We start from the raw sequence: 16576 nt of genomic DNA on the forward strand, positions 1-16576 counted from the left end.
TCGGATGCTGAAGGGGAGGACTACATGACCGGTACAAGGTCCATCGACGCTACCGCAATTTTGCCTGAAGATTTCGAAAACGCGCTGCTCGTCGGCCGTGTCTGGTCGAAAAGCGAAGACGGCCCCTGCCCCGTCCTGCTGAAGGGCGGCGTGCTTTATGACCTCACTTCGATTTCCCCTACCATGTCCGAACTTCTGGAGAAGACGGATCTGCTGGAGCGGCTCGCCGACACCGGCACTTTCGTCGCACTCGGCGCACTGGAAGCTTTTCTGGACGGTTCCGCCGGCGAACTCCTTGCCCCTAACGACATTCAGGCCGTCAAGGCCGCCGGTGTGACCTTCGCCGACAGCATGCTGGAACGCGTGATCGAGGAGCAGGCCAAGGGCGATCCGCTGCGTGCGCAGGAAATTCGCGGACGGCTGGCGCCGGTTCTCGGCGACAATCTCAAGGGACTTGAGGCCGGCTCCGAAAAAGCTGCCGAAGTGAAGAAACTGCTCCAGGAAATGGGCCTCTGGTCGCAATATCTGGAAGTGGGCATCGGCCCGGATGCGGAGATATTCTCCAAGGCGCAGGCCATGGCTTCCGTCGGCTGCGGCGCGCTGATCGGCGTTCACCCGAAATCGCAGTGGAACAACCCGGAGCCGGAAGTGGTGCTTGCCATCGCTTCCGACGGCCGCATCGTTGGCGCAACGCTCGGCAACGACGTCAACCTGCGCGACTTTGAAGGCCGCTCTGCCCTGCTGCTCAGCAAGGCGAAGGACAACAACGCTTCCTGCGCGATCGGTCCCTTTATCCGCCTGTTCGACGGCAACTTCACCATTGAAGATGTGAAGAAATCACAGATATCGCTTCTGGTCGAGGGCGAAGACGGTTTCACCATGACGGGCGTCAGCCCCATGGAGGCGATCAGCCGCACGCCGGAAAACCTCGCTTCGCAGCTCTTGAACCGCAACCATCAATATCCTGACGGCGCCGTCTTTTTCCTTGGCACGATGTTCGCGCCGGTGAAGGATCGTCATGGCCCAGGCCTCGGTTTCACCCATTCAAAGGGCGACCGTGTTGAAATCTCCACGCCCAAGCTCGGTAAGCTGATCAACTGGGTCACCACGACCGACGAATGCCCGGAATGGACATTCGGCACCGCGGCCCTGATGCGCAACCTGGCGAAACGAGGGCTGCTCTAGATATTTCTTCGGGAGGGGAAAATGCAAAAGACCATCAATCTCTTTTACCGGATTCTCGAAATCATTCTCGTCCTGCTGCTTGCCGGCATGTCGATCATGGTCTTCGTCAACGTCGTCATGCGTTATACGATGAACTCCGGCATCAACGTCTCGGAAGAACTGTCGCGTTACTTCTTCGTGTGGCTGACCTTCATCGGCGCCGTGTTGACCTTCCGTGAGAACAGCCACATGGGCATCGAAACGCTCGTGATGTTCCTGTCCCGTCGCGCCCGCATCGTCTGCATGATCGTGTCGAACATCATCATTCTGGCCTGTTCCGCCATCTTCTTCTGGGGCACCTGGAAGCAATCCGGCATCAATGCCAGCATGCATGCGCCCGTCACCAAGCTTTCGATGATCTGGGTCTATGGCGTCGGCATGTTCACCGGCGGCCTGATGTTCATCATCGCACTGGAACGCCTGTACCGTTACTTGACGGGCGGCGTGACAGAAGACGAAATCGCCCAGTTTGCCGGCGAGAATCTGACGATCGAACAGCTTTCGGAGCGCTGATACCATGACACTTCTCGTTTTTGTCGGCTCTCTGCTGGGAGCCATGGCGATTGGCGTTCCCGTCGCGTTCTCGCTGATGTTCTGCGGCGTCGTGCTCATGTGGTATATGGGCATGTTCAACACCGCCATCATCGCCCAGAACATGATTTCGGGCGCGGACACCTTCACGCTGCTCGCCATCCCCTTCTTCATTCTGGCCGGCGAACTGATGAATTCCGGCGGTCTGTCCCGCCGCATCATCGACTTTGCAATCGCACTCGTCGGTCATATCCGTGGCGGTCTCGGCATCGTGGCCATCGTTGCAGCCATCATCATGGCCAGCATTTCCGGCTCGGCCGCAGCCGATACCGCAGCCCTTGCCGCAATCCTCATCCCGATGATGGCAAAGGCCGGTTACAATATTCCGCGCTCCGGCGGTCTCATCGCCGCAGGTGGCATCATCGCCCCGGTCATCCCGCCATCCATGGCCTTCATCGTTTTCGGTGTTGCCGCCAACGTCTCGATCACCCAGCTTTTCCTTGCGGGTATCGTTCCCGGCATTCTGATGGGTGCATCGCTCATCATCGCCTGGCTGATCGTGGTCCGTAAGGATAACGTCAAGCCGCTGCCGAAGACCTCCGCCAAGGAACGCCTGACCGCCACTGCTCGCGCCGGCTGGGCGCTCGGCATGCCCGTCATCATTCTCGGCGGCATCAAGGCAGGCATCATGACGCCGACGGAAGCTGCCGTCGTTGCCGCTGTCTACGCGCTTTTCGTCGGTATGGTGATCTACCGCGAACTGAAACCGGCGGATCTGTTCCACGTGCTTCTGCGCGCCGCCAAGAGCACGTCCATCATCATGTTCCTGGTTTGCGCGGCACTTGTGTCCGCATGGCTCATCACGGCAGCGAACATTCCGAACGAAGTCGCAGGCTATATCGAGCCGCTGATCGACCGCCCGATGCTTCTGATGGCCGCAATGATGGTGCTTGTCTTCATTGTCGGAACCGCACTCGACCTCACGCCGACCATCCTGATCCTGACGCCTGTTCTGATGCCCATCGTCAAACAGGCGGGCATCGACCCGGTCTATTTCGGTGTTCTCTTCATCATCAACAACGCCATCGGCTTGATTACCCCTCCGGTTGGCGTGGTGCTGAACGTCGTCAGCGGCGTCGGCCGCATCCCGCTCGGCAAGGTGACGGTCGGCGTCTGGCCGTTCCTCGTTGCCGAAACCATCGTCCTGGCGCTGCTGGTGATTTTCCCGGACATCGTCCTCGTACCACTGCAGTATCTCCGTTAATTCAACCTGCTTCTCGCAAACAATCCAAGGGAGGATATTATGAGAAAGCTTCTTCTGACCACCACGGCCATCGCTTTCGCAGTTGGCGCCGCCGCTCCGGCAATGGCCGAATTCAACAGCCGTAACATCCGCGTTTCGAACGGCATCAACCAGGATCATCCGGTCGGCAACGGCATTAAGGCCATGCAGGCCTGCCTTGACGACAAGTCCGGCGGCAAGCTGAAGCTGACGGCATTCTGGGGCGGCGCTCTCGGCGGTGACCTTCAGGCAACGCAGGCCCTGCGCTCCGGTGTTCAGGAAGCGGTCGTGACGTCCTCGTCGCCGCTCGTCGGTCTCATCCCGTCGCTCGGCGTCTTCGACCTGCCGTTCCTCTTCGCCAACGCCAAGGAAGCCGATGCCGTCATGGACGGCGCCTTCGGCGACATGATGAACAAGAAGCTGGAAGAACAGGGCCTCGTAAACCTGGCCTACTGGGAAAACGGCTTCCGCAACCTGTCAAACTCCAAGCATGCCGTGAACAAGTGGGAAGACTTCTCGGGCCTTAAGGTCCGCGTGATGCAGAACAACATCTTCCTCGACACCTTCCAGAACCTCGGCGCCAATGCAACGCCGATGGCCTTCGGCGAAGTCTTCTCGGCGCTGGAAACCAACGCGATCGACGCGCAGGAAAACCCCTATGTGACGATCGACACCTCGAAGTTCTACGAAGTGCAGAAATACATCACCGAGACGAACCACGCCTACACGCCGTTCCTCTTCCTCTTCTCCAAGCCGATCTTCGACAGCTACACGCCCGAAGAACAGGCCGCCCTGCGTGAATGCGCAATCGTCGGCCGCGACGAAGAGCGCAAGGTCATCCGCGAACTGAACCAGAAGTCGCTGGAGAAGATCAAGGCTGCCGGCCTCGAAGTGAATACGCTGTCTGCAGAAGAGCAGACCCGTATCCGCGAAAAGTCGATGGTCGTCTACGAAAAGCACAAGGCTGAAATCGGCGCAGACGTCGTCGACGCCGTTCTGGCGGACCTGAAGAAGATCCGCGGCCAGTAATCCTTACCGGATACAATTAAAAACACCCGGAGGTTCCGCCTCCGGGTGTTTTTGTTTGTGAAAATCGCAGATGGAAAAAGGCTGCCGAAGCAGCCCTTCCAGAAGATCAGGACGCGGTGCGGTTCTGCCGGTTGGCGATAAGGTCTTCGACCACCGCTGGATCGGCGAGCGTCGACGTATCCCCCAGCGCACCAAAGTCGTCCTCGGCGATCTTGCGCAGGATGCGCCGCATGATCTTGCCAGACCTTGTCTTGGGCAGGCCCGGCGCGAACTGGATCTTGTCAGGTGTTGCAACCGGCCCGATCTCGTTGCGCACGTGCTTCACCAGCTCCTCGCGCAGCGCATAGTCGCCATTCTGGCCCGCCATCAACGTGACATAACAATAAATGCCCTGGCCCTTGATGGCATGCGGGTAACCCACCACAGCCGCTTCCGAAACGAGGTGATGCGACACCAGCGCCGATTCCACTTCGGCCGTGCCAAGGCGGTGACCGGAAACGTTCAGCACGTCATCGACGCGGCCGGTGATCCAGTAATAGCCGTCCTCGTCACGCCGGCAGCCGTCGCCGGTGAAGTACTTGCCCTTGTAGGTCGAGAAATACGTATCGACAAAGCGCTGATGATCGCCATAGACGGAGCGCGACTGGCCCGGCCAGCTATCGATGATGCAGAGATTGCCGTCAGCGGGTCCTTCCAGCACATTGCCCTCGGCATCGACAAGCTGCGGCTGCACGCCGAAGAACGGCCTTGTGGCCGAACCGGGCTTCAGATCGGTCGCGCCCGGCAGCGGCGAAATGAGAATGCCGCCGGTTTCCGTCTGCCACCAGGTGTCGACGATCGGGCTCTTGTCCTCGCCGACCACATGGTAATACCACTCCCAGGCTTCCGGATTGATCGGCTCGCCGACCGTGCCGAGAAGCCGCAGGCTCTCGCGCGACGAGCGCTGGACGAACTGGTCGCCCGCCCCCATCAGCGATCTGAGCGCCGTCGGCGCGGTGTAGAAGATATTGACCTTGTGCTTGTCGATGACTTCCCAGAAGCGGCCCTGATCCGGGAAATTGGGAACGCCTTCGAACATCAGCGTCGTCGCGCAGTTCGCAAGCGGACCGTAGACGATATAGGAATGGCCGGTGACCCAGCCGACGTCGGCGGTACACCAGTAAACCTCGCCGTCCTTGTAGTCGAAGACATACTCGTGCGTCATCGACGTATAGACGAGGTAGCCGCCCGTGGTGTGCAACACGCCCTTCGGCTTGCCGGTGGAGCCTGAAGTGTAAAGAATGAACAGCGGGTCTTCCGCACGCATCTTCACCGGCGGGCAATCCGGCTTCACGGTGGCGATTTCCTGATGGTACCAGATATCGCGGCCGGGCGCCCAGCCGGTCTTTCCGCCGGTGCGGCGCACCACCAGAACCTTGTTGACGATGACATATTGTTTGGCGGCGATATCGATCGCCTTGTCGGTATTTTCCTTGAGCGGGATCGGCTTGCCGCCGCGCACGCCCTCATCGCAGGTGATGACGAAGGTGGACTGGCAATCGACGATGCGGCCCGCCAGCGCTTCCGGCGAGAACCCGCCGAACACGACGGAATGGATGGCGCCGATGCGGGCGCAGGCGAGCATCGCGTAAGCCGCCTCGGGTATCATCGGCATATAGATGGTGACGCGGTCGCCCTTCTTGACACCGTGCTTCTTTAGCACATTCGCCAGACGGCAGACATAGTCGTAGAGCTGGTTATAGGTGATCTTCTTGTCGATATACGGGTTGTCGCCTTCCCAGATGATCGCCGTGCGCTCGCCATGCGTTTTCAGGTGCCGGTCGATACAGTTATAGGAAACGTTCGTCAGGCCGTCCTCGAACCACTTGATCGGCACCCTGCCCTTGAAGGACGTGTTCTTGACCTTGGTATAAGGCTTGAACCAGTCGATCCGCCGGCCGTGCTTGTCCCAGAACTTTTCCGGATCCTCGACGCTCTCCTGATACCATTTCTGGTAACGCTCATTGTCGATGAGCGTGCGGGCCTTCGCCGATTTGAGAACCGGGTAGATTTTGGCAGACATAAACTCCTCCTGGAACCGATATGGCTTCTGACGTGGCCCGAGACTCCCACCTCAGGCATGTGTTGAATTCATAGCAGTTCAAATCCGCACGGCAATTAGACAAAGGTCATTTGTTTCGCAAAGAATTGCAATTATGATGCAATCCGGTTATAGAGCGGCAATATCCCGGAAATCAGTGGTTGATACCACGCCCGCGACACCGGCGCGGACGGACAGAAGGACTGTATCTATGGCTCAACAATTGCTCATGCCAAAGGCAACGGCTGTATGGCTGGTTGACAACACCGCGCTGTCGTTCGATCAGATCGCCACGTTCTGCAAACTGCATCCGCTCGAAGTCAAGGCGATTGCCGACGGTGAAGCCGCACAGGGCATCAAGGGTCTTGACCCGATTGCAACCGGACAGCTCTCCCGCGACGAGATTGCCCGCGCTGAAGCCAATCCGAACCATAAGCTGAAGCTTTCCGAGCCGAAGGTGCGCGTGCCCGAATCCAAGCGTCGCGGTCCGCGTTACACGCCGGTTTCCAAGCGTCAGGACCGTCCGAACGCCATTCTCTGGCTCGTTCGCAACCACCCGGAGCTGAAGGATGCGCAGATTTCGCGTCTCGTCGGCACCACGAAGTCGACCATTGAGCAGATTCGTGACCGCACCCACTGGAACTCGGCCAACCTGACGCCGATGGACCCGGTCACCCTCGGCCTCTGCAGCCAGATCGATCTTGACCTCGAAGTTGAACGCGCCTCGCGTGGCCGTCCGCTGCCGACCGCCGAAGAGCTGGACAACACACTGCAGCCGGCGACGGCAACGGAAGGTCTGGATTACAACTTCCAGCGCGAAGAAGACGAACAGATCGACGCCGATGCGGTCTTCAAGAAGCTCTCCTCGCTGAAATCCACGCAGAAGGACGAAGACGAGGACGATCAGTACTGATCGGACGTCTTTTAGAGTTTGAAAACCCGGCCTCAGCGCCGGGTTTTTTATTTGTAGCCTTATCGCGTGCCGAAGATCGCCGAGCCCACACGAACACTCGTCGCGCCGAATTCCACGGCGGTTTCGAAATCGCCCGACATGCCCATGGAAAGCTTCTCAAGCCCACATTGTTTGGCAAGCTTCGCCAGAAGCGCAAAATGCGGACCCGGATTTTCATCCGCCGGCGGAATGCACATCAGTCCTTCAACCCGCAATTTCAGCTCATCCCGACAAAAGGCGACGAAAGCCACGGTCTCACGTGGATCGATACCCGCCTTTTGCGGCTCAAGCCCTGTATTAACCTGCACATAAAAACGAAGGCTTCGCCCCTGTTTGCCGCATTCCTCGGCAAGCGCGCGGGCGATCTTTTCGCGGTCGACGCTCTGCACCACATCAAACAGCGCCACGGCATCCGCCGCCTTGTTGGACTGTAGCGGGCCAATCAGATGCAACTCGATATCAGCCGTCTTCTCTTTAAGCGCAGGCCACTTGCCCTGCGCCTCCTGCACGCGGTTCTCGCCGAATACGCGCTGGCCCGCATCGATGACCGGCTGGATCGCCTCCGCCTCGAAGGTCTTCGAGACCGCGACGAGGGCAACATCCGCCGCCTTGCGTCCGGATTTTTCCGCAACATCGGCAATGCGCTGCCTGACATCCTCAAGACGTGCTTCGATTTCCATCACAAGACCTTTATTTGAACCATTCGCAACGCTAACTAGACGCCGATTGCCTTGATGCCAAGCGGGTTTAGCACCATTTGAGGCACGCTGGCCAAGATTGAACGCCCGAATGCCCCGCCAAACTTGACGCCCCGGTCGTTTCATGGTGAAGGTCAGCGCAAATTTTTCCCCTCGATACCCGGAATTCTAAACAATGGCCATCGAACGTTACAATCCTCGCGACGCCGAGCCGCGCTGGCAGCAGAAATGGAACGAAGACAAGGTTTTCGTGACCGACAACAGCGATCCGCGCGAGAAATATTACGTTCTGGAGATGTTTCCCTATCCGTCGGGACGCATCCACATGGGCCATGTCCGCAACTATGCCATGGGCGACGTGGTCGCCCGCTACAAGCGCGCCCGCGGTTTCAACGTCCTGCACCCGATGGGCTGGGACGCCTTCGGCATGCCTGCCGAAAACGCCGCCATGCAGAACAAGGTTCACCCGAAGGACTGGACCTACCAGAACATCGCCACCATGCGCGGCCAGCTGAAATCCATGGGTCTGTCGCTGGACTGGACCCGCGAATTCGCGACCTGCGACGTGGAATATTACCACCGCCAGCAGGCGCTTTTCGTCGATTTCATGGAAAAGGGTCTGGTCTACCGCAAGCAATCCAAAGTGAACTGGGACCCGGTCGACCATACAGTTCTCGCCAACGAGCAGGTGATCGACGGCCGTGGCTGGCGCTCCGGCGCGCTGGTCGAACAGCGCGAGCTGACGCAATGGTTCTTCCGCATCACCGATTTCAGCCAGGACCTGCTGGACGAGCTGGATACGCTGGACCAATGGCCGGAAAAAGTGCGCCTGATGCAGAAGAACTGGATCGGCCGCTCCGAAGGCCTGTCGCTGCGCTGGCAGACGGTTGCCGGGACAGTGCCGGAAGGTTTCTCCGACATCACCGTCTATACGACACGCCCGGACACCCTGTTCGGCGCCTCCTTCCTGGCAATTGCCGCCGACCACCCGCTGGCGAGAGAACTGTCCGCGAACAACCCGGCGATTGCCGAGTTCTGCGACGAATGCCGCCGCCATGGCACCTCGCTCGCAGCACTCGAAACGGCTGAAAAGAAAGGCATCGACACCGGCGTCAAGGTCGTGCACCCGCTGGACCCCAATTGGGAACTGCCGGTCTACGTCGCCAACTTCGTGCTGATGGACTATGGCACCGGCGCGATCTTCGGCTGCCCGTCGGGTGACCAGCGCGATCTGGATTTCGCCCGCAAATACGGCCTGCCGGTCGTGGCCGTCGTCGCCCCTGAAGGCCCTGATGCTGCAAACTTCACCATCGATGATACCGCCTTCACCGATGACGGCGTGATGATCAATTCCGGCTTCCTGAACGGCATGAAGACGGCTGAAGCCTTTGAGGCGATGGCGCAGAAGCTTTCTGCGCAGACGCTGGGCAACACGCCGCAGGCCGAGCGCAAGGTCAATTTCCGCCTGCGCGACTGGGGCATTTCCCGTCAGCGTTATTGGGGTTGCCCGATCCCGGTCATCCATTGCGAAGTCTGCGGCGTCGTACCGGTTCCGAAAAAGGACCTGCCGGTCAAGCTGCCTGACGATGTGACGTTCGACGTGCCCGGCAACCCGCTGGACCGGCACCCCACGTGGCGCCATGTCTCCTGCCCGCAATGCGGCCATGACGCACGCCGCGAAACCGACACGATGGATACTTTCGTCGATTCCAGCTGGTATTACACGCGCTTCACCGCGCCGTGGGAAGACGCACCGACCGATCCGAAGGTCGCCAACCACTGGCTGCCGGTCGATCAGTATATCGGGGGCATCGAGCACGCTATCCTGCATCTGCTCTATTCGCGCTTCTTCACCCGCGCCATGCGCGAAACCGGCCATGTCGGCGTCAAGGAACCCTTCAAGGGACTGTTCACGCAGGGCATGGTGGTGCACGAGACCTATAGCCGCGGCGAAGGCACCGCACGCGAATGGGTGCCGCCGGCCGACCTCAGGATCGAGGAAAGCGACGGCACGCGCCGCGCATTCCTGCTCTCTTCCGGCGAAGAGGTGAAAATCGGCTCCATCGAGAAGATGTCGAAGTCGAAGAAGAACGTGGTTGACCCCGACGATATCATCGCGTCCTACGGCGCCGATACCGCACGCTTCTTCGTGCTGTCGGACTCTCCGCCCGATCGTGACGTCATCTGGTCCGAAGCCGGGGTGGAAGGCGCAAACCGATTCGTTCAGCGCGTCTGGCGCATCATCGGCGAAGCAGCGGAAGAACTGAGAACCGTTCAGCCGAAGCCTGCGACCGAAGGCGAAGGCTTGGCGGCCTCCAAGGTGGCGCACAAGACGCTGAAGGCTGTTCAGGAAGACTTGGACAAGCTCGCCTTCAACAAGGCCATCGCCCGCATCTACGAACTGGTCAACGCGCTGGCCGGCCCGCTCGCCGATGTTGCTTCTGGCGGCAAGTCTGAGGACGTCAAGGCGGCCGCGCGCGACGCCGTCGAAATCCTCATCCGCATCATCGCCCCCATGACGCCGCATCTGGCGGAAGAATGCTGGTCCGCACTGGGCAATACGGGCCTCGTGGCCCAGACGCCATGGCCGGCCTTCGTCGCTTCGCTTGTCGAGGAAAACGATGTGGTCATGCCCGTGCAGGTCAACGGCAAGAAGCGTGGCGAATTGACAATCGCGCGCGATGCGGATCAAGATGCGGTCCGAACGGCCGCCCTTGCGCTGGATGCCGTCAAATCCATTCTTGCCGGTGGCGAGCCCAAGAAAGTCATCGTGGTTCCGCAGAGGATTGTGAACATTGTTGTCTGACGTTTTTTCAAGATGGGGCCGCGTCGCGGCAGCGATTTCCGTCGTGACGATGGCTGGTCTTCTGGCAGGCTGCCAGGTGCGCCCGCTTTATGGGGAAGCTTCGGGAACCAAGGAGAGACTGGCGGCCGTCAGCGTCTCCGAGACCGGCGGCAGAGTCGGGCAGGAAGTCCGCAACCAGCTGATCTTTCTGATGTCCGGCGGTGCTGGCGAACCCGCCACGGCGCAATATAACGTCAAGGTTTCCGTAAGCTCGAGCGCGACGTCAACGGAAGTGCAGAATTACGACCTGACGACCCGCGCGAACAACAATTACGATGGCCCATACCCTGGTCGTGTCGTGATGAGCGGTCAATATGTGCTGACACGCGTTTCCGACGGTCAAATCCTTCGCTCTGCACGGCGTAGCGTGACGGCGCAGGTGGACCTGCCGCAGCAGGAATTCGCCAAGATCAGGGCAACCCGCGACGCCGAGAACCGTGCGGCCCGGGAACTGGCTGAAATCATCCGCACCGATATCGCCGCCACGCTCGGCCGCTGAGAGCGGCGGCCGTGACGGAGATAAAGTCCCATGAATTTGAGCGCTTCGCCGAAAATCCGGCGGAGCGCTTTCGCGTTTTCGTGCTTTACGGCCCGGATCGCGGTCTCGTATCGGAACGCGCAGGCGTCATCGCCAAAAAGACCGGTATCGATCCCGATGACGCTTTCGCATCGCTGAAACTGACCGCATCCGATCTGCAGGGCGACCCCGGCCGTCTGCTCGACGAGGTGAATGCCATCGGCCTTTTCGGCGGCGAAAAACTCGTCTGGGTCAAAAGTGCTTCGGCCGAAAAGGCGCTGGTGGATGCACTCCAGATCCTTGCCGAGACGCCGCCGGAAGCAAGCTTCCTCATCATCGAAGCAGGCGACATCAAGAAGGGTACGGGACTGCGCAAGATCGCAGAACCGGCGCGCTCCATCGCTGCGATTCCCTGTTACGCCGACGATGCGCGCTCATTGAACGCATTGATCGATCAGGAACTCTCCGCCGATAATCTGCGCATTGCGCCAGCCGCAAGACAGAGGCTCATCGAATCGCTGGGTGGTGACCGTATCGCCTCGCGCAATGAAATCCGCAAGCTGGCGCTCTATTGCCGTGGGGCAGACGTGGTCGAGGAAGACGATGTGCTGGCGATCATCGGAGACGCCAGCACGGTTTCCGCAGACGATGCCGTCGACGCCATTCTGAAAGGCGACAGAAACGCCTTTTTCCACGCGACGCAGAAGATCGTCTCTTCGAAGACCCCGATCTTTCTTGTACTCCAGGGGTGCCTCAAGCAATTCCAGTTACTCGACCAGATGCGGGCCGAAATGGATGAGAAAAAACTGCAGGCCGGTCAGGTCATGCAGACACTCGGACGCCACATCCATTTCCGCAGAAAACCCATCATCGAAAGAGCCCTGCGAATCTGGCAGCCAGCGGCGATCGCACGCGAGATGAACCGTCTGCAGGCCGCTATCCTGCAAAGCCGTCAGCGGCAAAGCCTGGAAGAAAGCGTGGCCCTTCTGACATTGCTGTCGACCACGCTGCAATCCGGCCGCGGCGGATGAGGCCCAGCAAAAAGCCCTCGCGCTGCTGCTGCGAGGGCTTTTTAAATCATGGTTTCACCGTCAGGCCGTAAAACTCAGTCGCCCTGTCCGGGCTCGGCGGAGAAATAGAGCTCAAGCTTGCCTTCTACACCGTCCATTTCCTTGGCTTCCGGCATCGGGTCGCGCTTGATCGTGATATTAGGCCAGATTGCCGCATATTCGGCATTGAGCTTCAGCCATTTGTCGAGACCCGGCTCCGTATCGGGCTTGATGGCTTCGGCGGGACATTCCGGTTCGCACACACCGCAATCGATGCATTCATCGGGATTGATCGCGAGGAAATTTTCACCCTCGTAAAAGCAGTCGACGGGGCAGACCTCAACGCAATCGGTATATTTGCAGCGGATGCAATTGTCGGTCACGACATATGTCATGATGAACTCCAGAATATGCAGGCCGGGTCTGTGGGCTTCGGAACACAAGCCGTCGCCCGGAATTCAGACAGGGCAATTTCGCAAGTGACGTAATGCCTTTGCTTGCAGATAGCAAGGATAAACAATTCTGAAAAACGGGTGCGACCCGGAGGTTTATTCTAATCTTTGCTTCCGTCGCTGTCAGACAGAAACCTGTCGAGCGCCCTGCGCTCTTTTTTGGTGGGACGCCCGCTGCCCGGCTGGCGCAACGCCTGCTCGAGGGGTGTCAGCCTGTCGGAAGGTTCCCGTGGCGGCGTCTCGTCTTCATAGAGAAGTCTGGCTTCCTCATAGGGTCCACGCCGTGTTCCGCCGGACCTGACGACCAGCACCTTGTCCATCCGCTCGAAGCCGATCTCCAGCCTGTCGCCCGCCTTCACCACATGGCTGGACTGGCGAATGGCAATGCCGTTGACCTTGACGTGGCCAGACTGAATATAGCTCTGGGCAAGCGAACGGGATTTTGCCATGCGGGCAAAGAACAGCCACTTGTCCAGACGCTGACGCGTGCTTTCCAGTGGCTGTTCGTTGCTTCCCATGGGCTTACTTCTTCAGCTGCTCCTTGAGAGCAGCGAGCTTTGCAAAAGGCGAATCCGGATCGAGCGGCTTTTCCTTGCGCGGCGGCTTGGCTTCGAAGCGCTGCTGACCCTGCGGCTTTCCGCCACGGTCATTGCGTTCCGGCCGGTCTTTGCGCTCCCCGCGATCGTGACGATCATTGTTGCGGTTGTTGCCACGGTCCGGACGGCCGCCATCGCGCTTGCGCTCACCGTCGCCACTGCGATTGGCAGCTTCACGGTTTGCACCGTCACGATTGTCGCGACGGCCTTCACCGCGACGCTCGCCCTGTTCGCGCGCTCCTTCACCGCGGCCCTGACCGCGATTGCCGGGACGACGGTTTTCGCCACGCTGATTTTCGTTGCGACCACCCGGACGCCACAGAAGAACGGGCTTGGGCTCGGCGGCCTCGGCGCCTTCCGGCACGGCCTCGGCTGCGACAGCCTCTTCGCTGGCAGCTTCCGCAACCGGCGCCTCGACAGCTTCGCCTTCGACAGCAGCCGCCGTCTCGGACACCTGTTCTTCGGAAGCCGGCTCGTGTTCCTCGGTCTCGACGCTTTCCTCTTCAGCCGTCGCCGCTTCCGCGGCAGCCGGAACAGAGGCACCGGCGTGGCTGGCGAGGAAGGCCTGCGCCTCTTCAGCCGTCACCTGATCGGCGCGGTAACCGAGGCCCTTCAGAATTTCTTCCATGTCATCAAGCGTCGCGCCGAGAATGGAAAGCATGGCGGTCGTTGTCGTGAAACGGCGACCGTCATAGGCGCCTTCCGGCCGCGGCTGCTGACCGGGCTTCCACTGCAGCAGCGGGCGGATGAGATCGGCCAGACGCTCGAGAATGTCGATACGCACGGCGCGCTTTCCGAGGAAGCGGAAACCGGCGAGCTTGTAGAACATGCGCTCGAAGCTGGCATCGGTGACGACCGAGGTACGGCCTGCGGCCAGCACCGGAATGAGATCGCCGTAACCCGGCTTGCCGAGACCGTCATTCTTCAAAGCCCAGAGCAGCGTCACAAGCTCCGCCGGAGCGGGCTTCAGAAGCGCTGGCAGGAAAACGTGATAAGCGCCGAAACGAACGCCGTAACGGCGCATGGAGGCGCGCGCATCCTGATCGAGAGACTTCACGTCTTCGGCAACGTCGCGGCGGAACAGCACGCCTAGATTTTCCACGAGCTGGAACGCCAGACCCTTCGCCAGACCCTGAAGGTCTTCGGCGCGGGAAATATCGTCCAGCGGCTTCAGCACGGTCGCAATCTGATGATTGACGAAACGCTCGACGCGCGCCAGCGCGTGATCACGGGCATTGCCGTTCAGCTGCTCGTCGGCAAGCAAGATCACCCGCGGCTTCATGATGTTGTCGCCGGCCGAAAGGCGGGCAACCGGTTCGCCCAACCAGCGAACCAGACCATCGGAGCTCAAAGCGAGATCGCCATTTCCACTGGCATGCAGACGCGCGGCACGCGCCTCGAATTCGAGCGCAAGCGCCTTCTGCGCCGCAGCCTGCACGGCCTTCTGATCCGGCCCTTCCATTCCCGGCACCGGCGTGAACCGGAACCCGGCCAACTGGCCGACGTGATGACCTTCTACGAAGACATCACCATTTACACTGATTTCAGCTTCAAGCATCGCATTCTCTCTCAGGCGCCTCATGAGCACAGATGTCCTGCGATCAACAAAGCGTTTCGTCAACCTTTCATGTAGCGCATCGGACAATCGATCCTCGATTTCCCGAGTCTTTTCTTGCCAGTGTGTCGGATCGGCAAGCCATCCTGGGCGGTTCGATACATAAGTCCATGTTCTGATCTGCGCAATCCTCGCAGACAAGGTATCGATCTCTCCATCCGTCCGGTCGGCGCGACGCACCTGCTCGGCCATGAAATCCTCGTTCACCGCCCCGCGTTTGACGAGGTCGAAATAGAGCGTGGAGATCAGGTCCGCATGCTGGGCAGGAGCAATGCGGCGATAGTCTGGAAGAGCGCACGCCTCCCAGAGTTTTTCCACCCGCGCATCGCTCGTCGTCACATCGATGATCTCGGGATAACGCGACAGATATTCCAGCGCCTGCTGGTCGATTGCCGGCAGGGCGCGCGAAAGTCCCTGGATCGCCGGCGCGGCATCGAGGCTCAGGCGCAGATTGGCGATGGAGGAAAAATCGAAATTTTTCGTGCGCCACTGCAGAACCTTAACCGCATCGAACTGATGGGTTTCGATCCGCTCCACCAGCTCGTCATCGAACGGATCGACACGCCCCGTCACGCCGAATGTGCCATCGCGAAGATGGCGGCCGGCGCGGCCGGCGATCTGGCCGATTTCGCCCGGATTGAGATTGCGGAACTGATAGCCATCGAATTTGCGGTCCTGCGCGAAGGCGACGTGGTCGACATCGAGGTTGAGACCCATGCCGATGGCGTCCGTCGCCACCAGATATTCGACGTCGCCGGATTGGTAGAGCCCCACCTGCGCATTGCGCGTGCGCGGCGAAAGCGCGCCCAGCACCACAGCCGCACCGCCGCGCTGGCGGCGCACCAGCTCGGCGATGGCATAGACCTCATCGGCGGAAAAGGCGACGATCGCCGTGCGTTGCGGCAGGCGGGTGATCTTCTTCTGACCCGCATAAAAAAGCTGCGACAGGCGCGGGCGTTCCACAACGGTAATTCCCGGCAGCAGTTTTTCGAGGATAGGACGCATCGTGCCGGCGCCAAGCAGCAGCGTTTCCTCCCGCCCGCGCAGATGCAGCACCCGGTCGGTGAAGATATGCCCGCGTTCGAGATCGCCCGCCAGCTGCACCTCGTCGATCGCGACGAAGGCGGCCGTCGTCTCGCGCGGCATGGCTTCCACCGTGCAGACGGAATATTTGGCTTTGGGCGGTGCGATTTTTTCTTCGCCGGTAATCAGCGCCACATTCGGCGCCCCCACCTTTTCAACGAGACGGGTATAGACCTCCCGCGCCAGAAGACGCAGCGGCAGGCCAATGACACCGCTGCCATGCGCGACCATCCGCTCGATCGCGTAATGGGTCTTGCCGGTATTGGTGGGGCCGAGAACGGCCGTGACACCGCGGCCGCTCAGGATCATGGGGCGAAAATTCAACGTACTATCCGCGAATCGACTTCATCTGCTTGCCGTGCGCCCGGCATCACCGATACGGGCCGCACGCACCACACATGGCAACGCCCGCCGACAAAGGCAATAGGCCTCACCCGCAAAGTGGCGCAGGGCGACCGGTCGACGGAATTTTCCGTTCAGATTCAAACAGTTGAACGAACAAAAAGAATCCGGCGAAAATGAAATCGATTCGGCTGCGGAACAGTCTGCGAACGAATCGAATACGAATCGCTGACTCGATGGGATTCAGCTTTTGTTCTCCGCAATATCTGGTTGGTGAGGGC

Annotated in this window: 13 protein-coding genes; 8 read left to right on the plus strand and 5 right to left on the minus strand. The window is 60.0% G+C overall.

Going from position 1 to position 16576, the window contains the following annotated elements:
- The first annotated feature begins 24 nt into the window (after positions 1 to 24).
- The 4 genes from RAC79_RS05580 to RAC79_RS05595 are packed head-to-tail and all read left to right on the plus strand — an operon-like array spanning position 25 to position 4066.
- Positions 25 to 1185 (plus strand): fumarylacetoacetate hydrolase family protein, encoded by a 1161-nt coding sequence (locus RAC79_RS05580; RefSeq protein ID WP_174039742.1) that lies wholly within the window; start codon positions 25 to 27, stop codon positions 1183 to 1185.
- Positions 1186 to 1206: 21 nt separating this feature from the next.
- The gene (locus RAC79_RS05585; RefSeq protein ID WP_003520303.1) at positions 1207 to 1737 is read left to right on the plus strand and encodes a TRAP transporter small permease; all 531 of its coding nucleotides are present in this window, start codon (positions 1207 to 1209) and stop codon (positions 1735 to 1737) included.
- A gap of 4 nt (positions 1738 to 1741) precedes the next feature.
- Complete coding sequence (locus tag RAC79_RS05590; protein ID WP_035265222.1) at positions 1742 to 3019, plus strand: TRAP transporter large permease; 1278 nt, start codon at positions 1742 to 1744, stop codon at positions 3017 to 3019.
- A gap of 39 nt (positions 3020 to 3058) precedes the next feature.
- The gene (locus RAC79_RS05595) at positions 3059 to 4066 is read left to right on the plus strand and encodes a TRAP transporter substrate-binding protein (protein WP_065656889.1); all 1008 of its coding nucleotides are present in this window, start codon (positions 3059 to 3061) and stop codon (positions 4064 to 4066) included.
- A gap of 106 nt (positions 4067 to 4172) precedes the next feature.
- Here the strand turns inward: RAC79_RS05595 and acs are convergent, their stop codons facing one another.
- The gene (acs, locus tag RAC79_RS05600) at positions 4173 to 6128 is read right to left on the minus strand and encodes an acetate--CoA ligase (RefSeq protein ID WP_065656888.1); all 1956 of its coding nucleotides are present in this window, start codon (positions 6126 to 6128) and stop codon (positions 4173 to 4175) included.
- Positions 6129 to 6357: 229 nt separating this feature from the next.
- Here acs and RAC79_RS05605 point away from each other — a divergent pair, with 229 nt between their 5' ends.
- The gene (locus RAC79_RS05605) at positions 6358 to 7059 is read left to right on the plus strand and encodes a DUF1013 domain-containing protein (RefSeq protein ID WP_006698297.1); all 702 of its coding nucleotides are present in this window, start codon (positions 6358 to 6360) and stop codon (positions 7057 to 7059) included.
- A gap of 59 nt (positions 7060 to 7118) precedes the next feature.
- Here the strand turns inward: RAC79_RS05605 and RAC79_RS05610 are convergent, their stop codons facing one another.
- Positions 7119 to 7778 carry a YggS family pyridoxal phosphate-dependent enzyme gene (locus RAC79_RS05610; RefSeq protein ID WP_065656886.1) on the minus strand — a complete coding sequence of 220 codons (660 nt, stop codon included), beginning with the start codon at positions 7776 to 7778 and terminating at the stop codon, positions 7119 to 7121.
- Between the two features lie 193 nt (positions 7779 to 7971).
- Here RAC79_RS05610 and leuS point away from each other — a divergent pair, with 193 nt between their 5' ends.
- Genes leuS through holA form a run of 3 tightly spaced genes read left to right on the plus strand, consistent with a single transcriptional unit; the run spans position 7972 to position 12189 of the window.
- Positions 7972 to 10602, plus strand: a complete 2631-nt coding sequence (gene leuS, locus RAC79_RS05615) for a leucine--tRNA ligase (protein ID WP_125145356.1) — start codon at positions 7972 to 7974, stop codon at positions 10600 to 10602.
- Positions 10595 to 11140, plus strand: coding sequence for an LPS assembly lipoprotein LptE (lptE, locus tag RAC79_RS05620; protein WP_161987770.1), 546 nt, complete (start codon positions 10595 to 10597; stop codon positions 11138 to 11140). The genes leuS and lptE overlap by 8 nt, the downstream gene beginning before the upstream one ends.
- A gap of 11 nt (positions 11141 to 11151) precedes the next feature.
- Positions 11152 to 12189, plus strand: coding sequence for a DNA polymerase III subunit delta (holA, locus tag RAC79_RS05625; protein WP_125145357.1), 1038 nt, complete (start codon positions 11152 to 11154; stop codon positions 12187 to 12189).
- Between the two features lie 74 nt (positions 12190 to 12263).
- On the opposite strand, the gene fdxA is transcribed toward holA, so the two are convergent.
- From fdxA to RAC79_RS05640, 3 genes are all read right to left on the minus strand, one after another.
- On the minus strand, positions 12264 to 12602 hold the full coding sequence (gene fdxA / locus RAC79_RS05630) for a ferredoxin FdxA (protein WP_003520294.1): 339 nt from the start codon (positions 12600 to 12602) through the stop codon (positions 12264 to 12266).
- A 158-nt stretch (positions 12603 to 12760) separates the two neighbouring features.
- Positions 12761 to 13177: an RNA-binding S4 domain-containing protein gene (locus RAC79_RS05635; RefSeq protein WP_065656882.1), complete on the minus strand. Its 417-nt coding sequence runs from the start codon at positions 13175 to 13177 to the stop codon at positions 12761 to 12763.
- A gap of 4 nt (positions 13178 to 13181) precedes the next feature.
- Complete coding sequence (locus tag RAC79_RS05640; protein WP_065656881.1) at positions 13182 to 16262, minus strand: helicase-related protein; 3081 nt, start codon at positions 16260 to 16262, stop codon at positions 13182 to 13184.
- Positions 16263 to 16576: the final 314 nt, after the last annotated feature.

The sequence above is a fragment of the Agrobacterium sp. LR_9 genome, from assembly GCF_041954855.1.
Lineage (GTDB): Bacteria > Pseudomonadota > Alphaproteobacteria > Rhizobiales > Rhizobiaceae > Agrobacterium > Agrobacterium leguminum.